The sequence below is a fragment of the Caulobacter sp. LARHSG274 genome, assembly GCF_052871235.1.
This window is the reverse complement of record NZ_JBIXJO010000018.1, coordinates 52,508-76,618: the sequence shown is the minus strand read 5'-3', so window position 1 is coordinate 76,618 and position 24,111 is coordinate 52,508. Positions and strand designations below refer to the sequence as shown.

The window sequence follows — 24,111 nt, the reverse complement described above, 5'->3', positions numbered from 1 at the left end:
GGAGGGCGGTCGAACGCCTAGACGCCCACGCCCCGCTCGCGCAGCTTGGCCTTCAGCTCGCGCACCGGCCGGGCCAGCAGGAAGCCGAACGACACCGCCCCGTCCTTGCTGTGCACCGCGTGGTGGATGCGGTGGGCCTGGATCAGCTGCCGCCAATAGCGCGACTTGCCGAGCGGAACCTTGAACCGCTGGTGGACCATGCCGTCGTGGAACATGAAATAGATCGCCCCGTAGGCGGTGATGCCCAGGCCGACCGGCAGCAGCCACGGGGTCCCGTGGACGCCGAAATAGATCGCCACGATGGCCGGGGCGGCGAAGACCACGGCGAACAGGTCGTTGAGCTCGAACAGGCCGGCGCGCGGCTCGTGGTGCGAGCGGTGCCAGGCCCACAGGAAGCCGTGCATCACATAGCGGTGGGTGAACCAGGCGAAGCCTTCCATGAAGGCCAGGGCGGCCAGGAACAGGGCCAGGTGGAGGCCGAGGGTCTGCATCGTCATCCTATCGGCCCCGCTCCTATCGTCTCAGCCGGCGGGCCAGGACATGCGCCAGGGCCAGGCCGGCCAGGCCCACGGCCGCCAGGACGCACCAGGCCTTATACACCGCCGCGATCCCGGCGTCGCGCCAGAGGATCGATTGATAGGCCTCGATCGCCCAGGCGTGGGGCGTGAACCAGCCCAGGGCCTGCAGCCAGGGCGGCATCAGGAACCGCGGGGCCATGCTGCCGCCGACCGCCGCCAGCACCAGGATCACGAAGGTCGACAGCATCTGGGCCTGCTCGCGCGTGCGGCAGACCGAGACCAGGCCCAGGGCCAGGCCGGCGGCGCAGGCGCTGGCCGCCAGGGTGGTCGGCAGCCACAGGGCCGCGTGCTGGGCCGCCGCCACGCCATAGACCAACTGGGCGGTGGCGAAGATCAGCAGGGCCTGGACCAGGCCCTGGACGACCAGGAACAGGAACTTTCCGGTCACCACCGGTCCCATGCCCGCCACCCCGGCCAGCAGCCGGTCGGCCACCCCGGTCCGCCGCTCGTCCATCAGGCCCAGCGCCCCCTGCATGGCCGAGAACAGGGCGAACAGGATCATCACCGCCCCGGCGTAATAGGCGATCACCCCGCCGCCGGTCTTGGCGTCCTTGACGTCTTCGCGGTCGAAGAAGCCGCCGTCGTCCTTGGAGGGGTTCTGGCGCAGGAAGGCGGCCGCGGTGTCGGCGTTCTCGGCCTGCTCGTCGCTGAGGCCGCCCAGGGCCGGGGTCAGTTGGGCCACGGTGCGGCGCATGGCGACGTCCGGCAGGGCCGCCGACAGCACCTGCTGCACCCGGGCCTGGGCCAGGGGCGCGGCCACGGCGCGGGTGGGGTCGGCGACGATCACGAACGGCTTGTCGGCCGCGGCGGGATCGGCGCGGATCACCAGGCCGGCGTCGGCGCGGCCGGTCTTGACCCGGCGGCGGACCTCTTCGACCGTAGACGGAGAAACCCGCTCGGCGCGGATGTCGGGCGAGCCGGCCAGCGCCGCCGCCAGCCGGCCGGAGTCCGGGGTCCGGGCCAGGTCGGCCACGGCCAGCTTCAGCTGCACCGTCTCGCCGGTCGCCCCGGCGAACACCGATGAGAAGATCAGGAACACCAGCGGCGGCAGCAGGAAGGTCATGACCAGGGCGCCGCGGTCGCGCCACAGCTCCAGCGTCATGACCCGCACCATGGCGGCGATCATCGCCAGCCTCTCGACAGGCCGCGGGCTCACGCCGCCGGCTCCTGCTCGGCCAGGCGGGTGAACAGATTGGCCAGGGACGGCTGGCGCACCCGGATCTCGCGCGGGGCCAGTCCGACCTGGCGCAGCCGCCTGTCCAGGGTCCCGGCCACCGCATAACCGTCGGCGTCCAGGCGGGTCCAGACCGACGGTTGGCGGGTGCGGGCCAGGCCCTCGGCGGCCAGCTGGGCCTCGGCGGCGGCGTCCGGCGTTCCCGACAGGTGGACCAGGACCTCCATCTGGGTTCCGAACGCCTCGGCCAGCAGCGCCTTGGGCTCGCCCTCCAGCACCATCCGCCCCTCGCGCAGGAAACCGACCCGGTCGGCCAGGGCCTCGGCCTGGTCCAGGTCGTGGGTGGTCAGCAGGATGGCCACGCCCAGGTCGCGCAGGCCGCGGATCACCGCGTCGACCGCCTCGCGGGCGTCGATGTCGACCCCGACCGTCGGCTCGTCGAGAATCAGCAGGCTGGGCGCGTGGACGATGGCGGCGGCGATGTTGGCGCGGCGCTGGTAACCGCCGGACAGGTGCTTGACCGGCACGCCGGCCCGGTCGGCCGTGCGGGTCAGGGCCAGCGCCCGCTCCACGGCGGCCGCGATCTGGCGGTGCGGCATGCCGGCCAGGGCCGCGAAGGTCCGCAGGTTCTCGCCCACGGTCAGGTTGGCGTAGAGGGCGATCTCCTGCGGGACCAGGCCCAGGCCGGCCCGGGCCGCCGCCACCCGGGCCGGGTCGCGGCCGTTCAGCCGCACGGTCCCGCCGTCGGGCCGGATGCGGCCGCAGAGCGTGCGGATCAGGGTGGTCTTGCCGGCCCCGTTGGGGCCCAGCAGGGCGTAGATCTCGCCGCGGCCCAGCGCCAGGTCGACGCCGCGCAGCACCGGCCGGCCGCCATAGGCGTGGACCGCCCCCGCCACCGTCAGAATGGGCGCCGCCGAAAGGGCCTCAGCGTTCACGCCGCCGCCTTGCGCCCGGCGAACAGGCCGCCAACATAACGGCCCAGCAGGTCGCCGGCCCCGACCCCGCCGAGGGCCGCCGCGGCGCTGGCCAAGTGGCCGTCCATGGCCTGGCGGGCCCCGGCCAGGCCCAGCGCCGAGACCACCGTGGTCATGGCCGCGTCCTTGCCGACGTCCTTGCCGGCGCCCTCGGCCGAGCCCTGGGCGTCGATCAGGTCGTCGCGGATCTGGAAGGCCAGGCCGATGTGGCGGGCGAAGACCCCGACCGCCTCGACCGCCGCGACCGGGGCCCCGGCGATCGCCGCCCCGCCCTGGGCGGCGGCGATGATCAGCACCCCGGTCTTCTCGTGGTTCAGGCGGTCGAGGGCGGCGGCGTCGCGGGTCCGGTCGCGGTCGAACAGGTCGCGGGCCTGGCCGGCGATCAGGCCCGAAAAGCCGACGGCATGGGCGGCGCGGGCGGTCAGGTCGGCGCGCAGCGGTCCCGGCAAGGCGTGGTCGGCGGCGATCACCGCATAGGCCTGGTTCAGCAGGCCGACCCCGGCCAGGATCGCCGTGGCCTCGTCGAAGGCCCGGTGGATGGTCGGCAGGCCGCGCCTCAGGCCGGCGTCGTCCATGGCCGGCAGGTCGTCGAGAATCAGCGAGGCGGCGTGGATCATCTCGAAGGCGCAGGCCGCGTCCAGGGCCGCCCCCTCCGGCGCCCCGAACTCGGCGGCGGCCAGCAGGGCCAACATCGGGCGAAAGCGCTTGCCGGGGGCCAGCAGGGCGTAGCGCACCGCCGCCACCAGCCGGTCGGGCGCCGAGCCCGCCGGCGGGGCCAGTTCGGCCAGGCGCCGGTCGACCCCGGCGCGCAGGGCTTCGAAAGTCCGAAGAAGGGCGGCGTTGTCGTCCATCTGGCGAGTCGCGGCCGTGCTATCCACCCCGACGTGGGCGCTTCATTTGACGGCGCAGCCGCGAGGCGTCAACTCAAAGCGCCCTAACCCCGGCAGAAGCCGAAGAACCGCTTGATGTTTTTCCGCTCGGCGGCGGAGCGCGCGTCCTGCGCATAGGCCCGGTCCTCGACCTGGCTGATCCGGCCGCTGGTCTCGAACCTGGCCAGGACCGGATCGGCCAGGGCGATCTCGCCATGCGCCTCCCAGCCGCCGGTCAATTCGGACCTTTCCAGCCGCGCGGCGTAGCGGCCCTGGGCCTGGTCCGAGCGGAAGCGCACGGTCCCGGAGCCCGGCTCGCCCTTGTCGAGGTCGGTGACGAAACCGACCGCCCTGGCCGGGCGCCGACAACTGAACATTATCCCGACCTGGTCGCTGTTGGGCAGGCCGTAGTTCAGGCGGACCTCGCCGCCAGGGTCCGGAAGATAGTTCCAGACCATGCCCGCTGGAGCGGGGGTCGCGGTCTCGGCCCGGGCCGGCGGCGGCGCGTGCGGGATCGGCCGCGGCGGCGGGGCCGTCGAGCACGCGCCCAGCAGCGCCGCGCCGACGCCCAGCGCCAGCCAAGGACCCCGGTGTCTCATGCTTTGATCCCCATCTGCTGCGTAACGCCGATCCCGCCCGGTTCGATGCGTTTTGCGCCCATGGACGGACCCGGCGACGCGCGGCAGGGTGTCGGCGGGGGACGGCGCAGGAGAACGCGATGAAGCTGAAGACGTCCGCCCCCATGCTCGCGGGCCTGGCCCTGCTTGCGATGCTGGCCGCCTGCGAGCGCAAGCCAGCGGCCCCGGCCAAGCCGCCCCGGCCCGTCGCGGTCGCGACCCCCGCCCCCGCCGCGCCGGTCCGCCCCCTGAGCTTCGAGGCCGACGACCCCGCCGCTAGCGTCGGCCTGCGCCTGCCGGCCGAGATCGCCAACTACCCTGCCCTGCACGCGGCGCTCTATGACCGCGAGGTCGCCGGCCTGAAGGCCTTCGCCGCCAAGGCGCAGGCGGACCATCAGGCCTGGGACGGGTCCTATCCCTGGCGGCCCTACGCCCGCCAGGGCCAGTGGTTCTTGAGCGCGGCCGGCGACCGCCTGGTCGGGCTGCGGGCCCTGTGGTTCGAGGACACCGGCGGCGCCCATCCCAACCATGGCGGCGCCAGCCTGCTGTGGGACCGGACGGCCAATGCCGAGCTGCAGCCCCAGGCGCTGTTCCGCCCTGACGTCGACATGACCCCGCTCGACACCGCTATCTGCGACGCGGTCAAGGCCGCCAAGCGCCATCGCGAGGGGGCCGCGCCGCTGGGCGAGATGTTCGCCTGCCCGCACTGGAACCAGACGGTGCTGGTCCTGGCCGCCTCGACCGCGCCGGGCAAGATCGGCGGCCTGACCGCGATCATCGACCCCTATGTCGTCGGCCCCTACGCCGAGGGCGACTACGAGGTCACCGTGCCGCAGAACGCCTTCCAGGGCCTGCTGGCCCCGACCTATGCCGGCGCCTTCGCCGGCGGACCGAAGTCGCCGGGCAATCCGGACGGGACGATCAGTGTGCGGATGGACGCGGTGAAATAGATCCGCTCCCCCCTCCGCCACGTGGGGTTGCGCCCGTCGCTGACTTATGACAGCTAAGCTTGTTCCTTGGGGGAAAGAGCAAGTTCATGCGCAAATTGTGTCTGGCCGCGGCGATGGCTGCGGCGGCGTCGTCCGCGACGGCCGGCGATCTGGGAAAGACCTCGGACGGCTACACCTATTTCAACAAGCCCGGCGCGCAACTCGCCGCGCATGACGCCGACGTACGGGCCTGCCGGGCCATGAGCGCGCGCCTGCATCAACCCGACACCAGCCCGGCCGTCTACGCGCCCGGCCTGGCCGGAGCGATCGGCGCAGCGATCGGCAAGGCGATCGTCATGGCCATGAACGACGCCAAGGCGCGCCCGGTCAATGTCGAGAACTGCATGGTCGTGAGGGGCTGGCGGGTCGTGGCGCTCGATCCGGTGGCCGGCGAAGCCGCCGACAAGCTCGATACCGCCGCCAAGGCCGCCCGGATCGCCCCCCTGATCGGCGCCGTCGAGCCGGAGGGAACCATCGTCCGAGTGTTCGACAACGACGCCGCGACCGTCCAGACCAGCGGCATGTTCTCACCCGCGCGCAACACCAGCAAGGCGCGGCTCAGCGTCGACGCCATGGGCGACCCGCCCGATTCCGACAAGCCCAGCAAGGAGAAGCCGGCGCCCGCCCCCAAGCTGGCCAAGAGCGCTCGGCCGCCTTCGCCGCTCAAGCCCGAGCAACTGGGCGAAATCCCCGCCGACTCCGCCCTGGTGGTCGTCAATCTCCAGGGCGTGGGCGCCTTCTCGGTCAATTTCGAACGGGTCGGTCCGGACGCCAAGACCCCGGCCTGGGCCGACGGCCGCCCCGGCGCCTTCACCGCCGCTCAGCCGCTCAAGGCCACGGCTGTCGCCGGCGGGGCCGGCGGGACCACGCTGGTCTACGCGGTGCCGCCGGGCCAATGGCGGATCTCCAGCTTCCACGCCGGCCTGTTCATGGCCAGTCTGTGCCTGGGCGCGCCGTCATTCGAGGCGGCCGCCGGCGACGTGATCTATGCTGGCTCGTTCGATCCCGCTTCGCCGTCCAACCGCATCGGTCCGGACATGATGCTGGAACCCTATCGCGCGGTGTTCCCGGCCCTGTCGGGCTTGGGCGACAAGATGCGCGCCGCAACCTATGTCAACGGCGCGACCGGTCCGTGCAACGGGGCCTATATGTACGCGCTGGAACTGCCCGAGCGCCCCTTCGCCGAAGGCTACGCCTTCGGATCCAAGGCCCAGCCGGCTCCGGCCGACGCCGCAGCGGCGACCCCGGCCCCCGCGCCGGCGCCAGCCCCCGCCGCGCTCTAAATCATGGCCCGAACCCCAGACTGGCGGTCGCTTCTGGCGGCCGCCGGCCTCGCGGTCGCCGGCGCGACCGCCGCAGTCGCCGGCTCCGCGCCCCAGCCGCTGATCTATGGCGCCGCGCCCCCGATCTACAGCTACGGCGTGGCGGGCGAGGCGGCGCGCATGCCCATGGCTCTAACGGAAACGCCGCCGACCGCCATGGAGGGCGAGATCGCCCGGGACGGCGTGATCGCCCAGCACACGCTTCGCGTCGCCCAGGCCCGCGTCCTCACCAGTCCGGCGCAGGGACGGTTCCGGCAGATCCCCGCCGGCGCGGTTCTGGCCCGCGTCGAGATCGGCGACGGACCGCGCCGGGTGGTCTGGTGCGACCTGCGCGCCAATCTCAAATGGGTCAGCCGGAGGGCGTTCGAGTGTCTGACAGACACCAAGGAGACCGGCGCTTTTGACCAGAGCTGGGCCGCCGCCTCCAGCTACTATTTCGCGGCGGCCGATTTCAATGTGGTGCGCGATCCGCACACGCTCGTCGCCAAGCCGGCCTATCGGGAGGCCCGGCCCGAGGAGCGCCCGACTCTGCTCCTGGGCTACCAGTGGTGCGACGGCGACGGGGTCGTCAAGCCCGCGCGCTTCGCCCGCGCCCTGCGGACCGCCGAGGACAAGGGCTGGTTCCTGAACGGCGGCGCCTGCGCGCAAGGACGCCTCGCCCCCCTTGGCGGCGGCGACTTCGCGCTTGAGACGCTGAACATCACCCTCTCGCCCGGCGCCCAACCGGGTACGCTGCATTACCGCGTCACTGGCCGGCTGCCGGCGGTGGCCGACCTGAAGCCGATTGCGGCGGGCCTGGCCGATCTCGCCGCCACCGGCATTCCGCCACCCAAACCCGCTTCCCTTCAACAAGCCTCGCCCCCTGATTTCGCGCCCAGGCCGCTCGTTTCGGCCGGCGCGCCCCCCGCCGTGGCCGTCGGCGGCGTCGCCAAGGGCCAGCCATTTTTCACTGTCGGGGTCCGCCACGGCGTGACCGGCGTGCTCAAACAGGAAGTCCGGGGCAAGGGCTGGTTCTTCGACAAGGCCCTGCCCGCCGGCCAACCGGTCTATGGCGTGCCGATGGCCGGGGCCGGGGCGGCGGGCCTGGTCTGGTGCGCGCCGCGCCTTGAGGAAAAGCCCCGCGGCAAATCGCCGACCCGCTGGGCCGCCGCCTGCCTGCCGCAGAACGTCTCTCAGGCCAACTGGGTCGAGGCCCAGACCGCAATGATGAGCGTCAACCTGTCCTGGTATCAGGGCAGCCGCACGGTCAGCGCCGTCGCTGTCGAACCCGGCCCGATCGACCTGCCGGCCATGACCCTGACCTACGTCTTCGGCGGCTGGAGCGAACAGGGCTCGCTGCTCCTGGATGTCCGCCTGGACTGGGGCGAAGGCCCGCAACTGCTGCGCAGCCTGCGCGTCGCGCCGGGCGCCGACGGCGTCGTGACGATCAAGACCATGGACGGCGTGATCGGCGTCCGCCGAGCGGACGCCGCCGCCCGGGCCGAAATGCTCAAAGCGTTCAGGCCGGAGGGCGACGTCGTCTACTGAGACCCGCCCTACAGCGGAATATTGTCGTGCTTCTTCCAGGGGTTTGAGAGGTCCTTGCCCTTGAGGGACTTCAGGGCGCGGACGATGCGTCGGCGGGTGCCGTGGGGCATGATGACGTCGTCGATATAGCCGCGGGAGGCGGCGACGAAGGGGTTGGCGAAGGCGGCCTTGTATTCGGCCTCGCGGGCGGCCAGGGCGGCGGGGTCCTTGGCCTCCTGGCGGAAGATGATCTCCACCGCCCCCTTGGCCCCCATCACCGCGATCTCGGCGGTGGGCCAGGCGTAGTTGAAGTCGCCGCGCAGGTGCTTGGAGCTCATCACGTCATAGGCCCCGCCATAGGCCTTGCGGGTGATCAGGGTGATCTTCGGCACCGTGGCCTCGGCATAGGCGAACAGCAGCTTGGCGCCGTGCTTGATCAGCCCGCCGTACTCCTGCTTGGTGCCGGGCATGAAGCCGGGCACGTCGACCAGGGTCAGGATCGGGATGTTGAAGGCGTCGCAGAACCGCACGAAGCGGGCGGCCTTGCGCGAGCTGTCGATGTCGAGCACCCCGGCCAGCACCTGCGGCTGGTTGGCGACGACGCCGATGCTCGTCCCGTCCATGCGGGCGAAGCCGCAGACGATGTTCTTGGCCCATTCGCTACTGATCTCGAAGAAGTCGGCCTCGTCGACGATCTTGAGGATCAGCTCCTTGATGTCGTAGGGCTTGCCCGGATCGGCGGGGATCAGGCTGTCCAGGCTGGGCTCCTCGCGATAGGCCTCATCGAAGCTGTGGCGCTCGGGGGCCGGCTGGCGGTTGGACGAGGGCAGGAAGTCGATCAGCCGCCGCACCTGGGTGAGGGCCTCCAGGTCGTTGTCGAACGCCCCCTCGGCCACCCCCGACTTGGCCGCATGCACCCGCGCCCCGCCCAGTTCCTCGGCGGTGACCACCTCGTTGGTCACCGTCCTGACCACCTCGGGCCCGGTGACGAACATGTAGCTGGTGTCCCTGACCATGAAGATGAAGTCGGTCATGGCCGGCGAATAGACGTCGCCCCCGGCGCACGGGCCCATGATCACGCTGATCTGCGGGATCACGCCGCTGGCCATCACGTTCTCCAGGAAGATGTCGGCATAGCCGGCCAGGCTGTCGACCCCCTCCTGGATGCGCGCCCCGCCGGCGTCGAACAGGCCGATGATCGGGGCCCCCACCTTCATCGCCTGGCGCTGGACCTTGACGATCTTGGCCGCATGGGCGCCCGACAGCGAGCCGCCGAACACCGTGAAGTCCTTGGAGAACACATAGACCACCCGGCCGTTGACCGTGCCCCAGCCGGTCACCACCCCGTCGCCGGCCACCTTCTGCTCGGCCATGCCGAACTCGGTCCCGCGGTGCTCGACGAACATGTCGAACTCCTCGAACGAACCCTCGTCCAGCAGCAGGTCGATCCGCTCGCGCGCCGTCAGCTTGCCCTTGGCGTGCTGGGCCGCCACCCGCGCCTCGCCGCCTCCCGCCCGCGCCTGCGCCCGACGACGATCCAGTTCCTCAAGGATGTGCTGCACGCGGACGCTCCCCGGCTCTCTTGCTGGCGGCCTTCAGGCCTCGTGCGGCCACCTTAGGGTCGCAAGCTGAAGGACGCGAGCCTCGTCGGCCGCGATCGTGAACTGGGCGTCGAACGGGGCGGCGACGACGCGCCGCCCCGTTCGATGTCAGAAGCTGTAGGCGACGGTCGCCTGGAAGCTTCTCGGCTTTTCGGGCAACACGATCGTGCTCCCGAACAGCTCGGTGAAGTTGGCCCGGAAATAGGTCGCGTCGGTCGCGTTTTTCACCACCGCCCGGAACAGCCACCGGTCCTTCTTGTAGGACGCGCTCAGATCCACCAGCGTATAGGCCGGCAGGCGCACGACCTGGGACTGGCCCGACCACACCGCTTCCACGTGCGAAGCGCTGGCGGCGAAGGCCAGGCCGTTGTCGAAGGCGTAGGTGGCCGTTCCGGAAATGACGTTTTCAGGAATGCCGGCGCGCCGCGAGGCTTCCCGGTTGAAGACCGGCACCAGGCCCAGCGGCTGACCGCCCAGATAGAGGGCGGGGTTGGTGACGTTCTTCAGATCCTCGATGCCGAAGAAGCTGAAGGCCGTGCCGGCGTCCAGATAGGAGAGGTTATAGACCCGGGTGTTGGTGTAGGCGCCGGTGAGCAGCAGATGCTTGTTGACCGACCAGCGGAACTCCGCCTCCAGGCCCTTGGTTTCGACCGACTGATTGGTCACAGACGACTGAACATTGTGGTCGGTTCGGTTCTGCTTGTAGACCGACACCGCGCCATAGAGCGTGCCATCGAGCCAAGAGCCCTTGATGCCGCCCTCGTAGAGATTTGACGCGGCGATAAACGAATTGCCGGAGACGTCAGCCACCAGGACCTCGGCGCCCTCCCCCACGACCATCGTGGATTGCTTTGAAGCGGTGACGTAGGGGATCAGACCGAACGGCAGCTTATAGTTTGCACTGGCGGTCCATGACCAAGCGCCCTTGCTGTTCGAGGCTGATAGAAGGGTTCCCGCAGCGACGGGTTGCCTGGTCGGGTCGATGGTCGAGACGACGTCCGTCTTGTCGTATCGGGCGCCCAAGGTGACATCGAGGCCGAAGTCGAACGCCATGTCGGCAAGGCCGGCGAGGCCGTAGTCCGTATAGTGCCCGGTCAAATAGTCAGAATACGAACAATCGCATTGGGTCGACAGAAGGCGGGTGGAGAGCGGAGTATAGCCTTCCGTCAGATCGACGCGGTGGAAATATTCGTAGGTGAAATCGTCCCCGAAATGGAAATTCGTATAGCGAATTGACGGAGAGATTTGGTAGGCGAATTTCCCCATCGCATTGGTGAAGCTCTGAGAAGCGACGATCTTGTCTTCAATGACATAGGAATCCACGGACTGCGAAAATCCGTAAGCGTTTTCATTCAGGTTTTCTGTCTTGTCATAGAAGAGCTGGTTCTTGATCTCGAAGTCATTCGGTCCGGCATAGATGATATCGAAATAGCCGGTCGTCTGCTCGTTCCGCAGAAAATCGTTGACGCCGGTCAGCGTGTCCTTGCGGCTGAGCTTCGCCGTGCCTGAACTCGTCAGGGCCATGGCGCCCCCCGCGGGGAAGCAGCCATTGGTGATCGAAGCGGCGAAAACGTTGCCGCCGCAGGCGAAACCGCCAAAAGGTCCAAGGCCGCCGATCGCCGCGAGTTCGGCATAGGAGATCTTGCCGTCGGGCGTACCGATGTCGGGCACGGCCTTGGCCGTACCGGTGATGTAGGTCCCGTTATCCACCAGGGCCTGCGTCAGGCGGTTCCAGCCGCCGTTCTGCTGGCCGTCGTACTTGTGGTACATGCCGCCAAATTCAATCCGCAGATTGTCGGTGATGTTGCTGTCGAACGACGCCTGCAGGATCGTCTGCTTGGTGGACATGTTGCGGTAGTAGCTGCCCGAGTCCTCGACTTCGGCATAGAGGCTGTAGCCGAACTCCTTTTCCCCGATCGTCGCGGGCCCGCGAACCTGCGCCGTCAGGACGCCCTTGTCCCAGCTGCCCGTGGTGTAGCTGATCTCCCCCGCCGGCGACGACATCAGCGCGCCGTTGACCCGGGCGGACTTCGGAACAAAGTTCATGTAGCCGCCGGTCTTCGACGGGCCGTAGATCGGCGAGGCCGGGCCCCGGACGATGTCGATCCGATCGGAGGCGCCGATGGGAGTCGGATAGTTGCCCGCATTGTCCAGGCGGCGGATCCCGCGGAAATAGACTTCGCCCGGCGTGCCGCGGATGTCGAGAGCGCCGCCGACGCCGAAGAAGGAATTGGTAAAGGTGCCGGGAGCCTGGGCGACGAGATCGTAGATTTCCGTCACGCCAAAGCGTTCGATCTGCTCCTGGCTGATGGTCGACGCAGAACGCGGGGTTTCCAAAATCGTCTTGTCGAAACCGAAAATCGACCCGACGTTCTTGAGAGGCAGGGCGCCAAGCGACCCCGTAACGATAACCTCGTCAACGGCGGTGGGAGACTCGCTCGCCGCCGCCGGCGCGGCCGCTTGCGCCCGGGCTACGGACGTGATCGCCGTGCTCGCCAGCAAACCGGCGGCCAGCGCCATCAGAGATCTGCGAATCTGGTGAGATTTCCGCGCAGCATCCATCGCGCCGCCGACCGACTTCATGTTCTTCATCTAGACTCGCCCCTTACATCCCGATTTCGCGGATCTATTGTTCTTCACGCTGGTGGCGACTGAACAATGATCGCTTAAGTAGTGGACTCGGCGCATGCTGCACCGCACCCCCAGGAATAGGCGCGTTCTAGGGCGGTCAAACGCTACAACCTTGACCATCTATTGGGGAAATTAGAGCGGCTATGCTGGCCTTTTCACGCTTGTTGCGTGATTTCGTCGGGGCGGCGCCGGAAATTCGGACAGTTGGCCAGGCTGGGCTCGCCCTCTCCCTTTGAAGGACAGGCCTTACCGCCAGCAAGCCGCCCGCCGCCCCCGGATCAGGCTGAAGACAGGCTCGGCTGGCCGGGTTGAACGGCGAAGCGCGCGATCGTCGACAGCGATCCGCCAGGGCTCGTGACCCGGTCGACCACCTTGACGTCGGTGCGCCAGACATCTCGGCTGATGTCGAACAGCTGATAGCCGCGCCGCGCGTCGAAGAGCTTGCAGTGCGGGTTGTCGGCCGGCACGCCTTTCCACTCGTCCGACAAGGCGACGCCATCGCCGCCGGAGCTGATCGAGGTCGAGACGAACTCCGTCGGCACAGGCGGGCTGTCCCATGCCCCTTCGCGGCTGGGTATTACGCCGGCGTGATGCTGGTGCGCGTCGCCCGTGGCGATCACGACATTGGTCAGGTTCCGAGCCCGAATGGCGGCGACGAGCCGCTCGCGGCTGGCGGCATAGCCGCTCCAGCTGTCGAGATTGGTGCGGCCGGCGCCGCGGGTGCCGGGATAGAGGAACGGCATCACCATCACCTGCTGGGCCAACAGGTTCCAGCGTTGGCCGCCGCCCAGTCCCTGCTCAAGCCAGGTCGCCTGCGCCTCACCGAGGATGGTCGGGCGCGGGATCGAGCCCATCGGCAGGCAGCGGTCCAGCGCCTTGGCCCCACAGATCTGGCCGCTGCGGAACTGCCGGGTGTCGAGCACCTGGACGCGCAGCAGGTCGCCATAGTCGATCCGGCGATGCATGCGCAGCCCGCCGGCGACCGGGAAGGACGAGCGGCGCACCGGCATGTTCTCGTACCAGGCCTGCATGGCCGCGGCCCGACGCAGCCGGAAGACCTCGCGCGGGGTGGCGTCCTGGTCTTCGTCGCCGGCCCAGTTGTTGTCGACCTCGTGGTCGTCGTACGAGGACAGGAAGGCCGCCGCCGCGTGGGCGGCCTGCAGATCCGCGTCGGTCTTGTACTGGGCGTAGCGGCGGCGGTAGTCGTCCAGCGAGTAGATCTCGCCGCCGGCGTGTTTGCGGAAACAGATCCGGCTCCTGTCGGTCGTTTCCTCGCCAACCGGACAGCCCTTCCCGCCCGCGCCCTCGTAGATGTAGTCGCCGTAGTGGAAGATAGCGTCGAGATCCGGCTCCCGGCTCAGGTGCTTGTAGGCCGTAAAGAGCCCCGCCTCGTAGTGTTGGCGGCCGGTCACGCCGATGCGCAGGCGGTCGAGACGGGAGCCGGCGGCGGGCGTCGTCCGCGCCGTGCCGATCCGGCTGGTCTCGCCGGCGGCGGAGAAGCGGTACCAGTAGCGCGCGCTCGCCCTCAGGCCCTGCGACCAGACAGGGCCGGTAGCTGCGCCAGCCAGCAGAACCAGGCCGCCGGCCTAGATCAGGCGTCTGCGCGGGATGCTCATGGCCGCGTTCACGGACGGTAGATCACGTTGAGGAAGAAGGACTGGCCCTTCTTCATTTCGGCCCGGCGCTCGCGCAGGTTCCGGTCGTAGCCCAGATAGAGGTCTTCATTGAGAATGTTCTTGGCCTGCAGCTTGACGATCCAGTCGCCGGCGACCCGATAGCGCACGGTGGCGTCCATCTGCCCGCGGGCTTCGGGACCTCGGTTCAGCCACGGGTTGGCGCCGATGCCGTCGTAATAGGCGTCACCCCAGTTGTAGCTGTTCAGTCCGGGCCTCGCCATCGTGCGGCAGGTTGTAGAACACCGCGGCATTGGCCATCCAATTGCGCTGGTAGAGCAGACGATCGATGTGCAGCACCTTGCCGTCGACGATGTAGTCCATGTCGCCCCAGGTTCGCGTGGCGTTCAGCGCGACGCCGACCTTGTCCTTCAGCGGCCCGGGCAGGCCCGGCAGAGCGTTGTTGATGTACTGGACCTCAATGCCGCGCAGCGTGGACTTGTTGGCGTTCATCGGGGTGCTGATCGTGTAGCGGAAGCCGTCGATCAGCTGCTCTTGCTTCAGCGCGTAGATGTCGTCCTTGATCGACTTGGCGAAGGCGCCGATGCTGGCCAGCCCCTTGGCGCCGTTGAAATAGGTCTCCAGAGCGGTTCGAGCGCTACGTTTTTGGAGAGATGTCCACGCGTCGACGTGAACCGCGGCTTGACCTTATCGCAAAAAGGGTATTTTTAGAATCCACTCGGCATGGTACTCCTTAGTATCCTTAGTTTCCGATTTGATGAGTAAATCGTCCGGAATCGGCTGCGCCGGGCGCGACGGACAACACCATCTTGCGTGATCTAACAGACCTCGCTGGAGCGAGGTGTGGATACATCTTCTTTTAATATCGCTCGCCATTCGGCGGATATTTTGCGCGCTCCTGCATCCCTCAGGACGCAGCTGGGAGGATTTATGGCCCAATCCAATCTTGCGCTCGTCGACGCCAAGGCGGCCTGGCGATCACATGCGATGTTCCGCGCCATGTCCGGGGACTACCTGCTGCGCGAACAGTTCTCGACCGACCCGATGCAGATCTTCGCCGACTATGTGTTGGGCGACGCGCATGCGGGCCTCGACGCCGATGCGGCCAACCAGCTGGTGTTCGCGGTGTTCTCAAGCTCGGCCCTACGCCGATGGCTTGGAACCTATGCCGGAGAACTAGGCGGGCAGAGCCCCAGCCGTCACCAGTTCGCGAGCCGCTTCGCCGGGGCCGCGGCCAAGGCCAGGGACGAGGCGGTGACCCTGGCCCTCGTGCGTGGGGCGGCCAGCGAGGAGGATCTGTTCTCCGCCCAGGTCGACTTCTTCCGCTCGGTGCTGTCGACGATGGGCCGCGTCGACGCGGCCGGCACGGAAATGAGTCCCGGAACTGCGACCGAGATGAGTCCAGGGCATGGCACGGAGATGAGCCCAGGCCGGCTCGATCTGGCCGGGCGCCTGGCTCAGGAGATCCGCAGCGCGGTGCAGTTGAACGCCCAACTGGTCCAGCTGGAGACAGGCACGGAGCAGAGCCCCGGCGGCACGGAGAGCGGCACGGAGATGAGTCCGGGTGCGGCCGGTGGTGGGCTGATCCCACGGCTGATCGCAATCCTCAAGCGGGCGGAGCTCTTCAGCCTACAATTGCATCGCGCCGACGGCACGGAGATGAGTCCGGGAACCGCCACGGAGATGAGTCCCGGTATCGCCACCGACAAGAGCCCGGGCGCATGGAGTTTCTCCGAGCGGCTGGTGGCTGAAGTGCGGGCGGCCACGCGATTTGCTTCTGGGCTGCTGAGCGGCGAAGGCACGGAGATGAGCCCGGGAACCGCGACCGAGATGAGCCCCGGCCACGGCACGGAAAAGAGCCCGGGGGCCTTGGGACTGGCCGAATCCCTGGCCGAGTCTCTGCGACGGGCCGAACTTTTTAGCGACGCCTTGGTTCGCGGCCGGGGTACGGAGATGAGCCCAGGCACGGCCACGGAAATGAGCCCAGGGATCGCCACCGAACGCAGTCTGGGTGACCTCTCCGACCGGCTGGTGGGCGAGCTATTCACTGTTGAGCGTTATATCGCCGAGCTTTCCAGGATGCAGGCCGGAACAGAGATGAGTCCGAGCGGCGGCACCGAGATCAGCCCGGGCGGCACGGAGATGAGCCCCGGTGCTCTGCAGCTGGGCCAGGCCCTGGTCGCGGTCCTGCGCAACGCCGAGCGTCTGGCCTTGCACCTGGCCCGCGCGTCGGAGGGCACGGAGATGAGTCCTGGCACGTCTACCGAGATGAGTCCCGGCGCCGCGAACCTGGCTTGGCGGATGGTCGACGAGATCCGCCTCGTCTCGCAATTGGCCGATGGGCTGGCGCGGGCCGACGGAACCGAGATGAGTCCTGGCGGCACAGAGATGAGCCCGGGAGGCACGGAAATGAGCCCCGGGCGCGGAGCCGTTGTGTTTGTTGAACTTAAGGAACTGCGGACTGGGATCTCGCGGGTGCAGAAACTGCTGGGTCAGATTCGCCTGACCGAAGGGACCGAGATGAGCCCTGGGACCGGCACGGAGATGAGCCCGGGCGGCGGGGGAACCGACCAGAGTCCCGGCGGTGGCGGCACCGAGGTCAGTCCAGGAACTGGCACGGAAATGAGCCCCGGGGCCTTTGGCGGCTATTGGGGGAGCGTGCAGTTACCGGCCCACGTCGCTACGGCGCTGAACGCCTTGGTGCAATATGCCAGCTTCGTCCGTGGGCGAGGGGCGCTGCGCGTCAGCGGCCTCGAGATCGGATGAGCTCGCTACGTTTGGCGGTCCGCGCCTCTGAATCTGCGCCCGCCCCGGCGACGGAACCTCAGCGACGGGCGCGGATCGGCGCGCTGGCTCTAGAAGGGCGGCTGACCGAGGCCGTCGCCATGGTCGCGGCGGAGGGCGGCGGGACGCCAGCCTGGCTCACCGAGGCGATCATCGCAGCCCTGGAGGCCCGGGACCTTTCCCTCGCCGGCGGACTGGGGGCGGTGCTGACCTGGTTGGAGCGAGGCGTCGCCGGGCCTGGCCTGCCGAGCCCGCCGCCGCCTCAGGCTCGGCTGTCGGCGACCAAGCTGCGCCACGACATCGCTCAGTTGCGATGGCTCCGCGAGCAGGGCGGCATGCGGGCCAGCGAGGTCGAGGCGATCCGAGCCGCCTATCAGACCGCCCTCGATGGACTGGATTGCGGCGATCCCGAGGCTCGCCTTGCGTTTCCCGCCAGGCCCGACCCGGTATTGGCCGCTGCCTATGGCCGCCTCGTCAACCTAAAGCCCGCTCCGCGCCTCGCCCGCGCCCTGTCCGGCGCCTGGAGCCCGGCGCTGGCCGAGGCCGTCTATCGCCGAGCCAGCCCCAGCCTCGTGGTGGTCGATGATTTCCTCAGCCAGCAAGCCCTGGAGAGCCTGCTGGCCTTCTGCCGCGCCTCGACCATTTGGCATGGCGACCGCTACACCAACGGCCGGATGAGCAGCCTATTCTTCACCGGCTTCAACTGTCCGCTGCTGCTGCAGATCGCCGAGGAGGTTCGCGAAGCTTTTCCCGAGCTGATCGGCGATCGTCATCCGTTGCGCCAACTGTGGGCCTTCAAGACTACCGGTTTCCTGCCGCCCGACAGCACCATCCACGCCGACTTCGCCGCGGTGAACGTCAATTTCTGGCTCACCCCGGAAGCGGCCAATCTCGACCCGACATCCGGCGGCATGGTGGTCTACGATCTGGAGGCGCCCCTGGCCTGGGGCTTCGCGCAATATAACGAGCGTCCCGACCTGATCGGCGACCTGATCGCCCGCTGTCGGCCGCGCGCCGTGCGCATCCCCTACCGCCAGAACCGGGCGATCATCTTCAATTCCGACCTGTTCCACGCCACCGAAGCAGTATGCTTTTCGCCGGACTACGCCGGCTGCCGGATCAATGTGACCCTGCTCTATGGCGACCGCCGGTTCGACGAGAACCATCGCGAGCCGCCGCTGTCCCCAGAACACAAGGCGGCCTGGCGATCGGCGGCCCTGGGTCGCGGGCGGAGGGGCTAGATGGACGGCTTGGATTTCCCGACCGCCGACGTGCGTCCCTATGACGGCTCCTACCAGGGGCAGGATCGTTTCGTGATTGAGGTCCTCGGGGGGTTGCGCGGCGGCTTTTTCCTCGACTCTGGCGCTTCGAACGGGCGCAGGGGCAGCAACAGCTGGGTGCTGGAGCGCGACTATGGCTGGCGGGGGATCTGCGTGGAGCCCAACGGCGAGACCTTCGCGCAGTTGGTCGCTAACCGCGCCTGCATCTGCCTGGACTGCTGCCTTTATGACCGCGATGGGCCGGTGGAGTTCCTGGAGGCGGCCGGGGTCTATGGCGGTATCCTTGAGGCCTATGATCCGCGCCACCTGGGCTTTGCCCGCCGCAAGGCCGCCGAACGGCCAGGCGGATCGGCGACAGTGCGCAAGACCGCCCGAACCCTGCGTGCGGTGCTGGCCGACTGCGGCGCGCCGCGGATCATCGACTATTGGAGTCTGGACACCGAGGGTTCGGAATTGGCCCTGCTACGTAGCTTTCCCTTCGAAGCGCATCAGGTGAGGGTGCTGACCGTCGAGCACAACAATGGCCCGGTGCGCGGCGAAATCCGCGCGCTGCTGGAGGCGCGCGGCTATGTACGGGCCCGGGACCTGGGCATAGACGACGGCTATGTGCTGGCCGGGGTTTTGGCCCAGTCGACCTTCGCTCACGAGACGACCGCTTGGCGCAGCGCCGCCTGGCGCGGGCGTCGCTGGTCATGAGCGCCTTGCCCTTGCCGGCCAAGCCGATCGTGGTCTCCAGCCTGATCGACGCGCGCTTGGCGGGGATCGTCTACGCCATGCTGCAGCTGCGGCGCTGGCGCGGCGAGGTCAAGCGCGACCGCCAGGCGCCGGCCGCCGACAGTCATTGGGGCGATGCGACCCTCGACGCCCTCCTGATCGGACTGCAGCCGGATGTCGAGCGGGCCTGCGGTCGGTCCCTGCTGGCGACATATGCCTATGCCCGGCTCTATGGCGGCGGCGACGCCTTGGTCCGCCATCGCGACCGGCCCGCCGCGGAGGTCGCCGTTACCCTGCACCTGGGCGCGCGGGGGGGCGCGCCGCCGCCCATCTGCTTTGCGCCCGACATCGCCGTGATCCAGAAGCCGGGCGATGGGGTGATCTATCCGGGCGACCGCCTCGATCACTGGCGCGCGCCGTTCGACGGCGAAAACTTCGGCCAGCTATTTCTCAACTATGTGATGGCCGACGGCGAGCGGACCGACCTCGTCCACGACGGTCGGCGGGGCGCCTTCCCGCCTGTCCTCTCTCCCCGACTGACCACCAACGCCCGATGACCCGCCTGGCCCTCGTCGAGACTGATCTCGTGATTGCCGACGACGTCCTGGCGCCGGCAGAGTTTCAGGGCGTGCGCGACCATGCGGCCCGCGCCGATTACCATGGAGTGCATGACCAGAAATGGGATCGGGTCTGGCGGCTGTGGGACGGTCATCCCCGGCGTGGATCCTCAGTCTACTACGATCCTGATCGCTGTTTCGACTGGCGCGGCGCGACCTATCCCACCCACGGCCCGCTGGATGCTCTGGATCGACGCGGTTCGCACCCTTTCGGCCCTGTATCCCGATGCGGTTGGGGCGGAGGGGCTCGATTGGAAGGGACTCTATCTTTGCCCCTGGCTCTATCCGGTCGGCAGCGCCCTGTCGCTGCACCAGGATTCCGCCCGCTACAGCGGCTCGTTCGCCTTCTTTGCCCATGTACGCTGGCAGGCGCACTGGGGCGGCGAGCTGATGGTCTATCCGCCCTTGGCGACGGGCGGGATCAAATCTCCCCCTTTGACGCCTGGTCTTGTGGGCGAGCCGGCCTGGATGTCCGACGAAGGCCAGGACGAGGCCCTGCTGACCGACATCGCCGCCGCCGTCGCCCCGCGACCCAACCGCCTGGCCCTGATCGGCGAGCATCGCCCCCACCGCATCGCCCGGGTCGACGTAAACGCCGGGGCCCACCTGCGAGTCAGCTTGGCGGGGTTCTTTCTCAGATAGGCTCCGGCGGCGACCCCAGTCCGCCGTTGGCGCAAAGAGTCCGTGACGATCGGGATGTCCAATATTGCGGCCGTGTCGCGACAGATGGAGCTTCTGAGCTCGCTCCAGAAACACGACGTTCGGAGCGATGCGGTAAGGACGACTGCGGGACGGCTGAGAATCGACCGGGGCGGCCACCTGGAGCCTCGACGAATTCGGGCCGCACGCCACACCCTCGCCGCGTTAGAGCCGCAAGCCGCACAGCCCGGCGGTGATCGCCGCCGAAAGCGCGGCCGCGCCCGCCAGCCCGGCGCCCCACACGCCGTCCGCGAGTTCGCGGCGAACGCCATGCGCGAGCAGCACCTGGCGCAGGCCGCAGACGAGGTGAGCGACGACGAAAAAGGCGCCCAGGGCGTAGTGCGGCACGAGCCGGATGTTCCAGGCGTCTCGCAACAGGCCCTCGGGCGCTCCCGTGGCCCAGGCCCAATCGGTCTGGATGCGATGGACCATCCGCGCGGACACGAACGCCGAGTTCATGTGGGTGAGGATGAAGGCCGCCAGATAGGCGCCCGATCCTACCTGGATCGCTCGCGCCAGGTCCAGCGGACGGGCGCTGTAACGATAGGCCATGGTGATCCCGCCGAGCACCTGAAACAGCAAGAGGGCCACCAGGATCGGCTCGACGAAAGGCGATCGATAGACCAGGCGACCCAGCTTCATCACCCGCGCATGCGTCTCCGGACCCAGCAGGCCGGTCAGGTGATTGAACAGGTGGAATGTCACGAAAAGCAGGATCAGGACGGCCGCCACCCCATGCGCAATCCGCAGGCGAGGCCATGGACGGGCCTGATGCTCGGCCTGGGCGGACTTGGCGAGCGCCGACGCCAGGCCAAGACCGATCCACAGGACCGACCAGATCCAGACGTCCTTGACGGGCGAATGCAGCAGGCCCGTCAGCACGCCGGTCAGGACGAACAGGGGCGGCGCGGTCAGGCCGACGAAGGCCAGGCGACGGGCCGCGACGCTACGCCGCTCGGGCCGGAACAGGACCAGCGCCAAGCACGACAGCGGCAGGGCGAAGGCGATGGCCAGCCAGGCGCCCGCGACCAGCGTCAGGCCTCCGGTCGCCGCCGCGCCATGAAACGCTCCCAACACCCAGGGATAGAGCAACGCCGCCGCGACCGGCAGCCAGAGCGCCGGATCTCCCCGCCCGTTCGCTGGAACCTCTGTCGACACGCCGCAGCCCTCGTTCGCCGCCCCTGCGGCGACCTTCGGACTAGAGCGCCGCAATGGCCTATTGCATAGGGCCAGATCTGGTGAAAATCAGTGAGCCATGAGCGACACGCCCCGCCTCGACGCCTTCGCCATCGACCGCGCTTCCAGGCTGCCGCTGCACCAGCAGCTCTATGAGCGGATCCATGTCGCGATCCGCGACGGGCGGTTGCCGCCGGGGACGCGACTGCCCTCGACCCGCAGCCTCGCGACCCAGCTGGGCGTCGCGCGCGGCACCGTCGACGCCGTCTATGCGCGCCTGGCCGGCGAGGGCCGGCTGACGGCCCGCCGCCCGGGCGGCACGGCGGTCAGCCCCAGCTTCCGCCCGCCGTCGGACGCGCCCGCGGCGCCGCGCCCAGAGCCGTCCGAGCCCTGGCTGCCCCTGCAGTTGGGGCTGCCCGCGCTGGATCTCTTCCCCCGCAAGACCTGGACGCGGATTCTCGGTCGGCAGGCGCGGCAGCTGCCGCTCGACCAGATGGTCGTGCCCGACCCGATGGGCCTGGCGGCGCTGCGCGAGGCGATCGCCGCCTATCTGGCGGTGTCGCGCGGCGTCACCTGCGGCGCCGACCAGATCGTCGTCACCCACGGCTATCAGGACGCCCTGAACCTGACCCTCGACCTCGTGCTCGCCGAGGGCGACAAGGTCTGGACCGAGGATCCGGGCTACGGCTTCGTTCAACGGACGCTGCGCGCCAGGAACATGACCATCGTCGCAGCGCCGGTGGACGAGGCGGGATTGCGCATCGACTGGGCGCGCGCGCAGGCCCCCGAGGCCAGGCTCGCGATCGTCACGCCGGCGCACCAGTTCCCGCTCGGCGTCACCTTTTCGCCAGTCCGGCGCCTCGACCTGCTCGCCTGGGCCAGCGAGACCGGGGGGTGGATCCTGGAAGACGACTACGACAGCGAGTTCCACTACAGCGGCCACAAGCCCGCGGCCCTGAAGGCCATGGATGTCGACCAGCGGGTCTTCTACGCCGGCAGCTTCAGCAAGTCGCTGCTGCCGTCGCTGCGGCTGGGCTATCTGGTCCTTCCGCGGCCGCTGACGAGCGCCGCCGCGGAGGCCCAGCAGCTGCGTCACCGTGGCGTGGCGATGTTCGAGCAGTTGGCCGTGGCCGAACTGATGCGCCAAGGCCACTTCGCCCGCCACCTGCGCCGCATGGCGGTGCGCTACAAGGCGCGACGCAACGCCCTGGTCGCCGCGCTGGAGCGCCGGTTCGGCGACCGGATCGCCCTCACCCCCCGCGCCGGCGGCCTGCATGTGCTGGCGCGCTTTCCCGGACTGGACGACGACGTCGCCCTGGCGCGGCGGGCCCTGGCGGTCGGCCTTAGGCCGGCGCCGCTGTCGGGTCAGTACCTGGCGCCCGGCCAGGATCAGGGCCTGCTGATGAGCTTCACCAACGTCCCCGAAGAACGAGCCGACGAGATCGCCGCGAGACTGGCGTGCGCGATCGACGAAACGCATCGAGGATGAGCCGCCCCGATGAACGGCGGGCACATCGCGAACGGTCCCTTCCCCGAAGAGTGTCCAAACGCCGGTACAGGCCTCAGCGCCCCGCGACCGCCCTTCCCGCCACCCAGACTTCGGTGATGTTGGCGCGTGAGGCGGTGTAGAGGATCTTCTCCAGCAGGGCTTCGGGATCGGCCGGATCGTCGAGCAGGCGGATCGTTCCGCCCGGCGCGTCCAGGTCGATCAACTGGGCGTCGAAGGCCTGGCCGGGCTCGAACGCGCCGACCTTGAGGCCCAGCGCCTCGGCGCCGCCGGCGGTGGCCAGGTGGAAGGCCACGCGCCAGTCCTGGCGGGCGCCCTTGCGGCCGCGCCGGTCGGGCGGGAGCGCAGGATCCACCCCTTCGTCGAGCATCCGCGAGGCCGCGACGGTCATGCGGATGGCGTCCAGCATCGAGACGCTCGGCCCGCCGGCGATGTCGGTGCCGAGCCCGACGCGAAGCCCCTTCTCCAGCGCGGCCCGCAACGGAAAGACGGCGGTCGAGAAATAGACGTTGGACAGGGCGCAGTGGGCGACGCCGGACTGGCGGGCATGGATCAGGTCCATGTCGGACCCGGAGAGCAGCACGCCGTGCGCCAGGATGGTGCGCGAGGTCATCAGCCCGCAGTCGTCCAGGTATTCGGCGTCGCGCCGGCCGGTCCGCTGCTGGACATAGCCCTCCTCCCAGTCGCTCTCCGAACAGTGGGTCTGGACATGGCAGCCGCAGCGACGCGCCAGCTCGCCCAGTCCCCGCAGCAGGGGATCGGTGCAGCTGGGCGCGAACCGCGGGGTCACCACCGGCCGCACCAGGCCCGCCTTGTTGGCCGGATGGCCCTGGATGTATTCGATCAGCGCCTCGGTTCCATCCAGCGCCGCGCCGGCGGAGGCGTCGCGGTAGAAGTCCGGGCAGACGGCGGGATCGTCCATCGCCGTCTTGCCGACCAGGGCGCGCAGGCCCTTCTCCAGGCTGATGTCGGCCAGAAGCTGCGTCGCCTCCAGGTGAATGGAGGCGAACATCAGGGCCGTGGTGGTGCCGTTGGCGAGCAGGTCCTCGACCAGGGCCGTGTAGACCTGGCGGGCGAAGGCCAGGTCGGCGAAGCGGGCCTCGAGCGGAAAGGTGTAGTCCTGCAGCCAATCCTCGAGCGGACGGTCCAGCGCGGTTCCGAGCTGGGGATATTGCGGGGCGTGGATGTGCAGGTCGACGAAGCCAGGCAGGACATAGGCCGAGCGCGGGAGGCGGACCAGGACGCCCGCCCGCTCGGCCTCGTCGACCGCTTCGGCGAAACCCTCGTCGGTCTGCAGGAGGCGGGTCTCGATGACCCCGTCGGCCCCGATCTTCAGCAGGGCCTGGTCCAGGGCCTCCACGCGCCCGCGCGTCGGCGCGTGAAAGAAGCGTCCGATCAGGCTCTTGCCGCGGAGGTCAGGCATCTTCGTCTCCAGGACG

Annotated in this window: 21 protein-coding genes; 9 read left to right on the top strand and 12 right to left on the bottom strand. The window is 69.0% G+C overall.

Going from position 1 to position 24,111, the window contains the following annotated elements; genetic code table 11:
- Positions 1–17: 17 nt before the first annotated feature.
- From ACIPQB_RS21425 to ACIPQB_RS21405, 5 genes are all read right to left on the bottom strand, one after another.
- A complete protein-coding gene (locus ACIPQB_RS21425; RefSeq protein ID WP_446487273.1) occupies positions 18–497 on the bottom strand; it encodes a sterol desaturase family protein in 480 nt (159 codons plus the stop codon).
- 16 nt (positions 498–513) lie between these two features.
- Positions 514–1,734, bottom strand: a complete 1,221-nt coding sequence (locus ACIPQB_RS21420; protein ID WP_446487272.1) for an ABC transporter permease — start codon at positions 1,732–1,734, stop codon at positions 514–516.
- Positions 1,731–2,687 carry an ABC transporter ATP-binding protein gene (locus ACIPQB_RS21415; RefSeq protein ID WP_446487271.1) on the bottom strand — a complete coding sequence of 319 codons (957 nt, stop codon included), beginning with the start codon at positions 2,685–2,687 and terminating at the stop codon, positions 1,731–1,733. Before ACIPQB_RS21415 ends, ACIPQB_RS21420 begins: the two co-directional genes overlap by 4 nt.
- Positions 2,684–3,577, bottom strand: a complete 894-nt coding sequence (locus ACIPQB_RS21410) for a polyprenyl synthetase family protein (RefSeq protein WP_446487270.1) — start codon at positions 3,575–3,577, stop codon at positions 2,684–2,686. Before ACIPQB_RS21410 ends, ACIPQB_RS21415 begins: the two co-directional genes overlap by 4 nt.
- A gap of 83 nt (positions 3,578–3,660) precedes the next feature.
- Positions 3,661–4,194, bottom strand: coding sequence for a hypothetical protein (locus ACIPQB_RS21405; protein WP_446487269.1), 534 nt, complete (start codon positions 4,192–4,194; stop codon positions 3,661–3,663).
- 119 nt (positions 4,195–4,313) lie between these two features.
- On the opposite strand from ACIPQB_RS21405, the gene ACIPQB_RS21400 reads away from it, so the two are divergent.
- The 3 genes from ACIPQB_RS21400 to ACIPQB_RS21390 all read left to right on the top strand — a co-directional run bounded on the left by ACIPQB_RS21400 (position 4,314) and on the right by ACIPQB_RS21390 (position 8,050).
- The gene (locus tag ACIPQB_RS21400) at positions 4,314–5,162 is read left to right on the top strand and encodes an RsiV family protein (protein WP_446487268.1); all 849 of its coding nucleotides are present in this window, start codon (positions 4,314–4,316) and stop codon (positions 5,160–5,162) included.
- A gap of 86 nt (positions 5,163–5,248) precedes the next feature.
- The gene (locus ACIPQB_RS21395) at positions 5,249–6,484 is read left to right on the top strand and encodes a hypothetical protein (protein WP_446487267.1); all 1,236 of its coding nucleotides are present in this window, start codon (positions 5,249–5,251) and stop codon (positions 6,482–6,484) included.
- 3 nt (positions 6,485–6,487) lie between these two features.
- Positions 6,488–8,050, top strand: coding sequence for a hypothetical protein (locus ACIPQB_RS21390; protein WP_446487266.1), 1,563 nt, complete (start codon positions 6,488–6,490; stop codon positions 8,048–8,050).
- Between the two features lie 8 nt (positions 8,051–8,058).
- Here the strand turns inward: ACIPQB_RS21390 and ACIPQB_RS21385 are convergent, their stop codons facing one another.
- From ACIPQB_RS21385 to ACIPQB_RS21365, 5 genes are all read right to left on the bottom strand, one after another.
- Positions 8,059–9,591 (bottom strand): acyl-CoA carboxylase subunit beta, encoded by a 1,533-nt coding sequence (locus ACIPQB_RS21385; RefSeq protein ID WP_446487265.1) that lies wholly within the window; start codon positions 9,589–9,591, stop codon positions 8,059–8,061.
- 147 nt (positions 9,592–9,738) lie between these two features.
- Positions 9,739–12,222: a TonB-dependent siderophore receptor gene (locus ACIPQB_RS21380; protein WP_446487264.1), complete on the bottom strand. Its 2,484-nt coding sequence runs from the start codon at positions 12,220–12,222 to the stop codon at positions 9,739–9,741.
- 317 nt (positions 12,223–12,539) lie between these two features.
- On the bottom strand, positions 12,540–13,673 hold the full coding sequence (locus tag ACIPQB_RS21375) for an alkaline phosphatase D family protein (RefSeq protein WP_446487263.1): 1,134 nt from the start codon (positions 13,671–13,673) through the stop codon (positions 12,540–12,542).
- Positions 13,674–13,885: 212 nt separating this feature from the next.
- Positions 13,886–14,158: a hypothetical protein gene (locus ACIPQB_RS21370; protein WP_446487262.1), complete on the bottom strand. Its 273-nt coding sequence runs from the start codon at positions 14,156–14,158 to the stop codon at positions 13,886–13,888.
- A complete protein-coding gene (locus ACIPQB_RS21365; RefSeq protein WP_446487261.1) occupies positions 14,121–14,387 on the bottom strand; it encodes a hypothetical protein in 267 nt (88 codons plus the stop codon). Before ACIPQB_RS21365 ends, ACIPQB_RS21370 begins: the two co-directional genes overlap by 38 nt.
- A gap of 438 nt (positions 14,388–14,825) precedes the next feature.
- Between ACIPQB_RS21365 and ACIPQB_RS21360 the strand changes: the two genes are divergently transcribed.
- From ACIPQB_RS21360 to ACIPQB_RS21340, 5 genes are all read left to right on the top strand, one after another.
- Complete coding sequence (locus ACIPQB_RS21360) at positions 14,826–16,661, top strand: hypothetical protein (protein WP_446487260.1); 1,836 nt, start codon at positions 14,826–14,828, stop codon at positions 16,659–16,661.
- Positions 16,658–17,920, top strand: coding sequence for a hypothetical protein (locus ACIPQB_RS21355; protein WP_446487259.1), 1,263 nt, complete (start codon positions 16,658–16,660; stop codon positions 17,918–17,920). Before ACIPQB_RS21360 ends, ACIPQB_RS21355 begins: the two co-directional genes overlap by 4 nt.
- Complete coding sequence (locus ACIPQB_RS21350) at positions 17,921–18,655, top strand: FkbM family methyltransferase (RefSeq protein ID WP_446487258.1); 735 nt, start codon at positions 17,921–17,923, stop codon at positions 18,653–18,655.
- Positions 18,616–19,230, top strand: coding sequence for a hypothetical protein (locus ACIPQB_RS21345; protein WP_446487257.1), 615 nt, complete (start codon positions 18,616–18,618; stop codon positions 19,228–19,230). Before ACIPQB_RS21350 ends, ACIPQB_RS21345 begins: the two co-directional genes overlap by 40 nt.
- Positions 19,231–19,470: 240 nt before the next feature.
- Positions 19,471–19,932, top strand: coding sequence for a hypothetical protein (locus ACIPQB_RS21340; protein ID WP_446487256.1), 462 nt, complete (start codon positions 19,471–19,473; stop codon positions 19,930–19,932).
- A gap of 222 nt (positions 19,933–20,154) precedes the next feature.
- On the opposite strand, the gene ACIPQB_RS21335 is transcribed toward ACIPQB_RS21340, so the two are convergent.
- On the bottom strand, positions 20,155–21,147 hold the full coding sequence (locus tag ACIPQB_RS21335; protein ID WP_446487255.1) for a hypothetical protein: 993 nt from the start codon (positions 21,145–21,147) through the stop codon (positions 20,155–20,157).
- 97 nt (positions 21,148–21,244) lie between these two features.
- On the opposite strand from ACIPQB_RS21335, the gene pdxR reads away from it, so the two are divergent.
- Positions 21,245–22,654, top strand: a complete 1,410-nt coding sequence (pdxR, locus tag ACIPQB_RS21330) for a MocR-like pyridoxine biosynthesis transcription factor PdxR (RefSeq protein WP_446487254.1) — start codon at positions 21,245–21,247, stop codon at positions 22,652–22,654.
- Between the two features lie 73 nt (positions 22,655–22,727).
- On the opposite strand, the gene guaD is transcribed toward pdxR, so the two are convergent.
- A complete protein-coding gene (gene guaD, locus ACIPQB_RS21325; RefSeq protein ID WP_446487253.1) occupies positions 22,728–24,095 on the bottom strand; it encodes a guanine deaminase in 1,368 nt (455 codons plus the stop codon).
- Positions 24,096–24,111 lie beyond the last annotated feature (16 nt).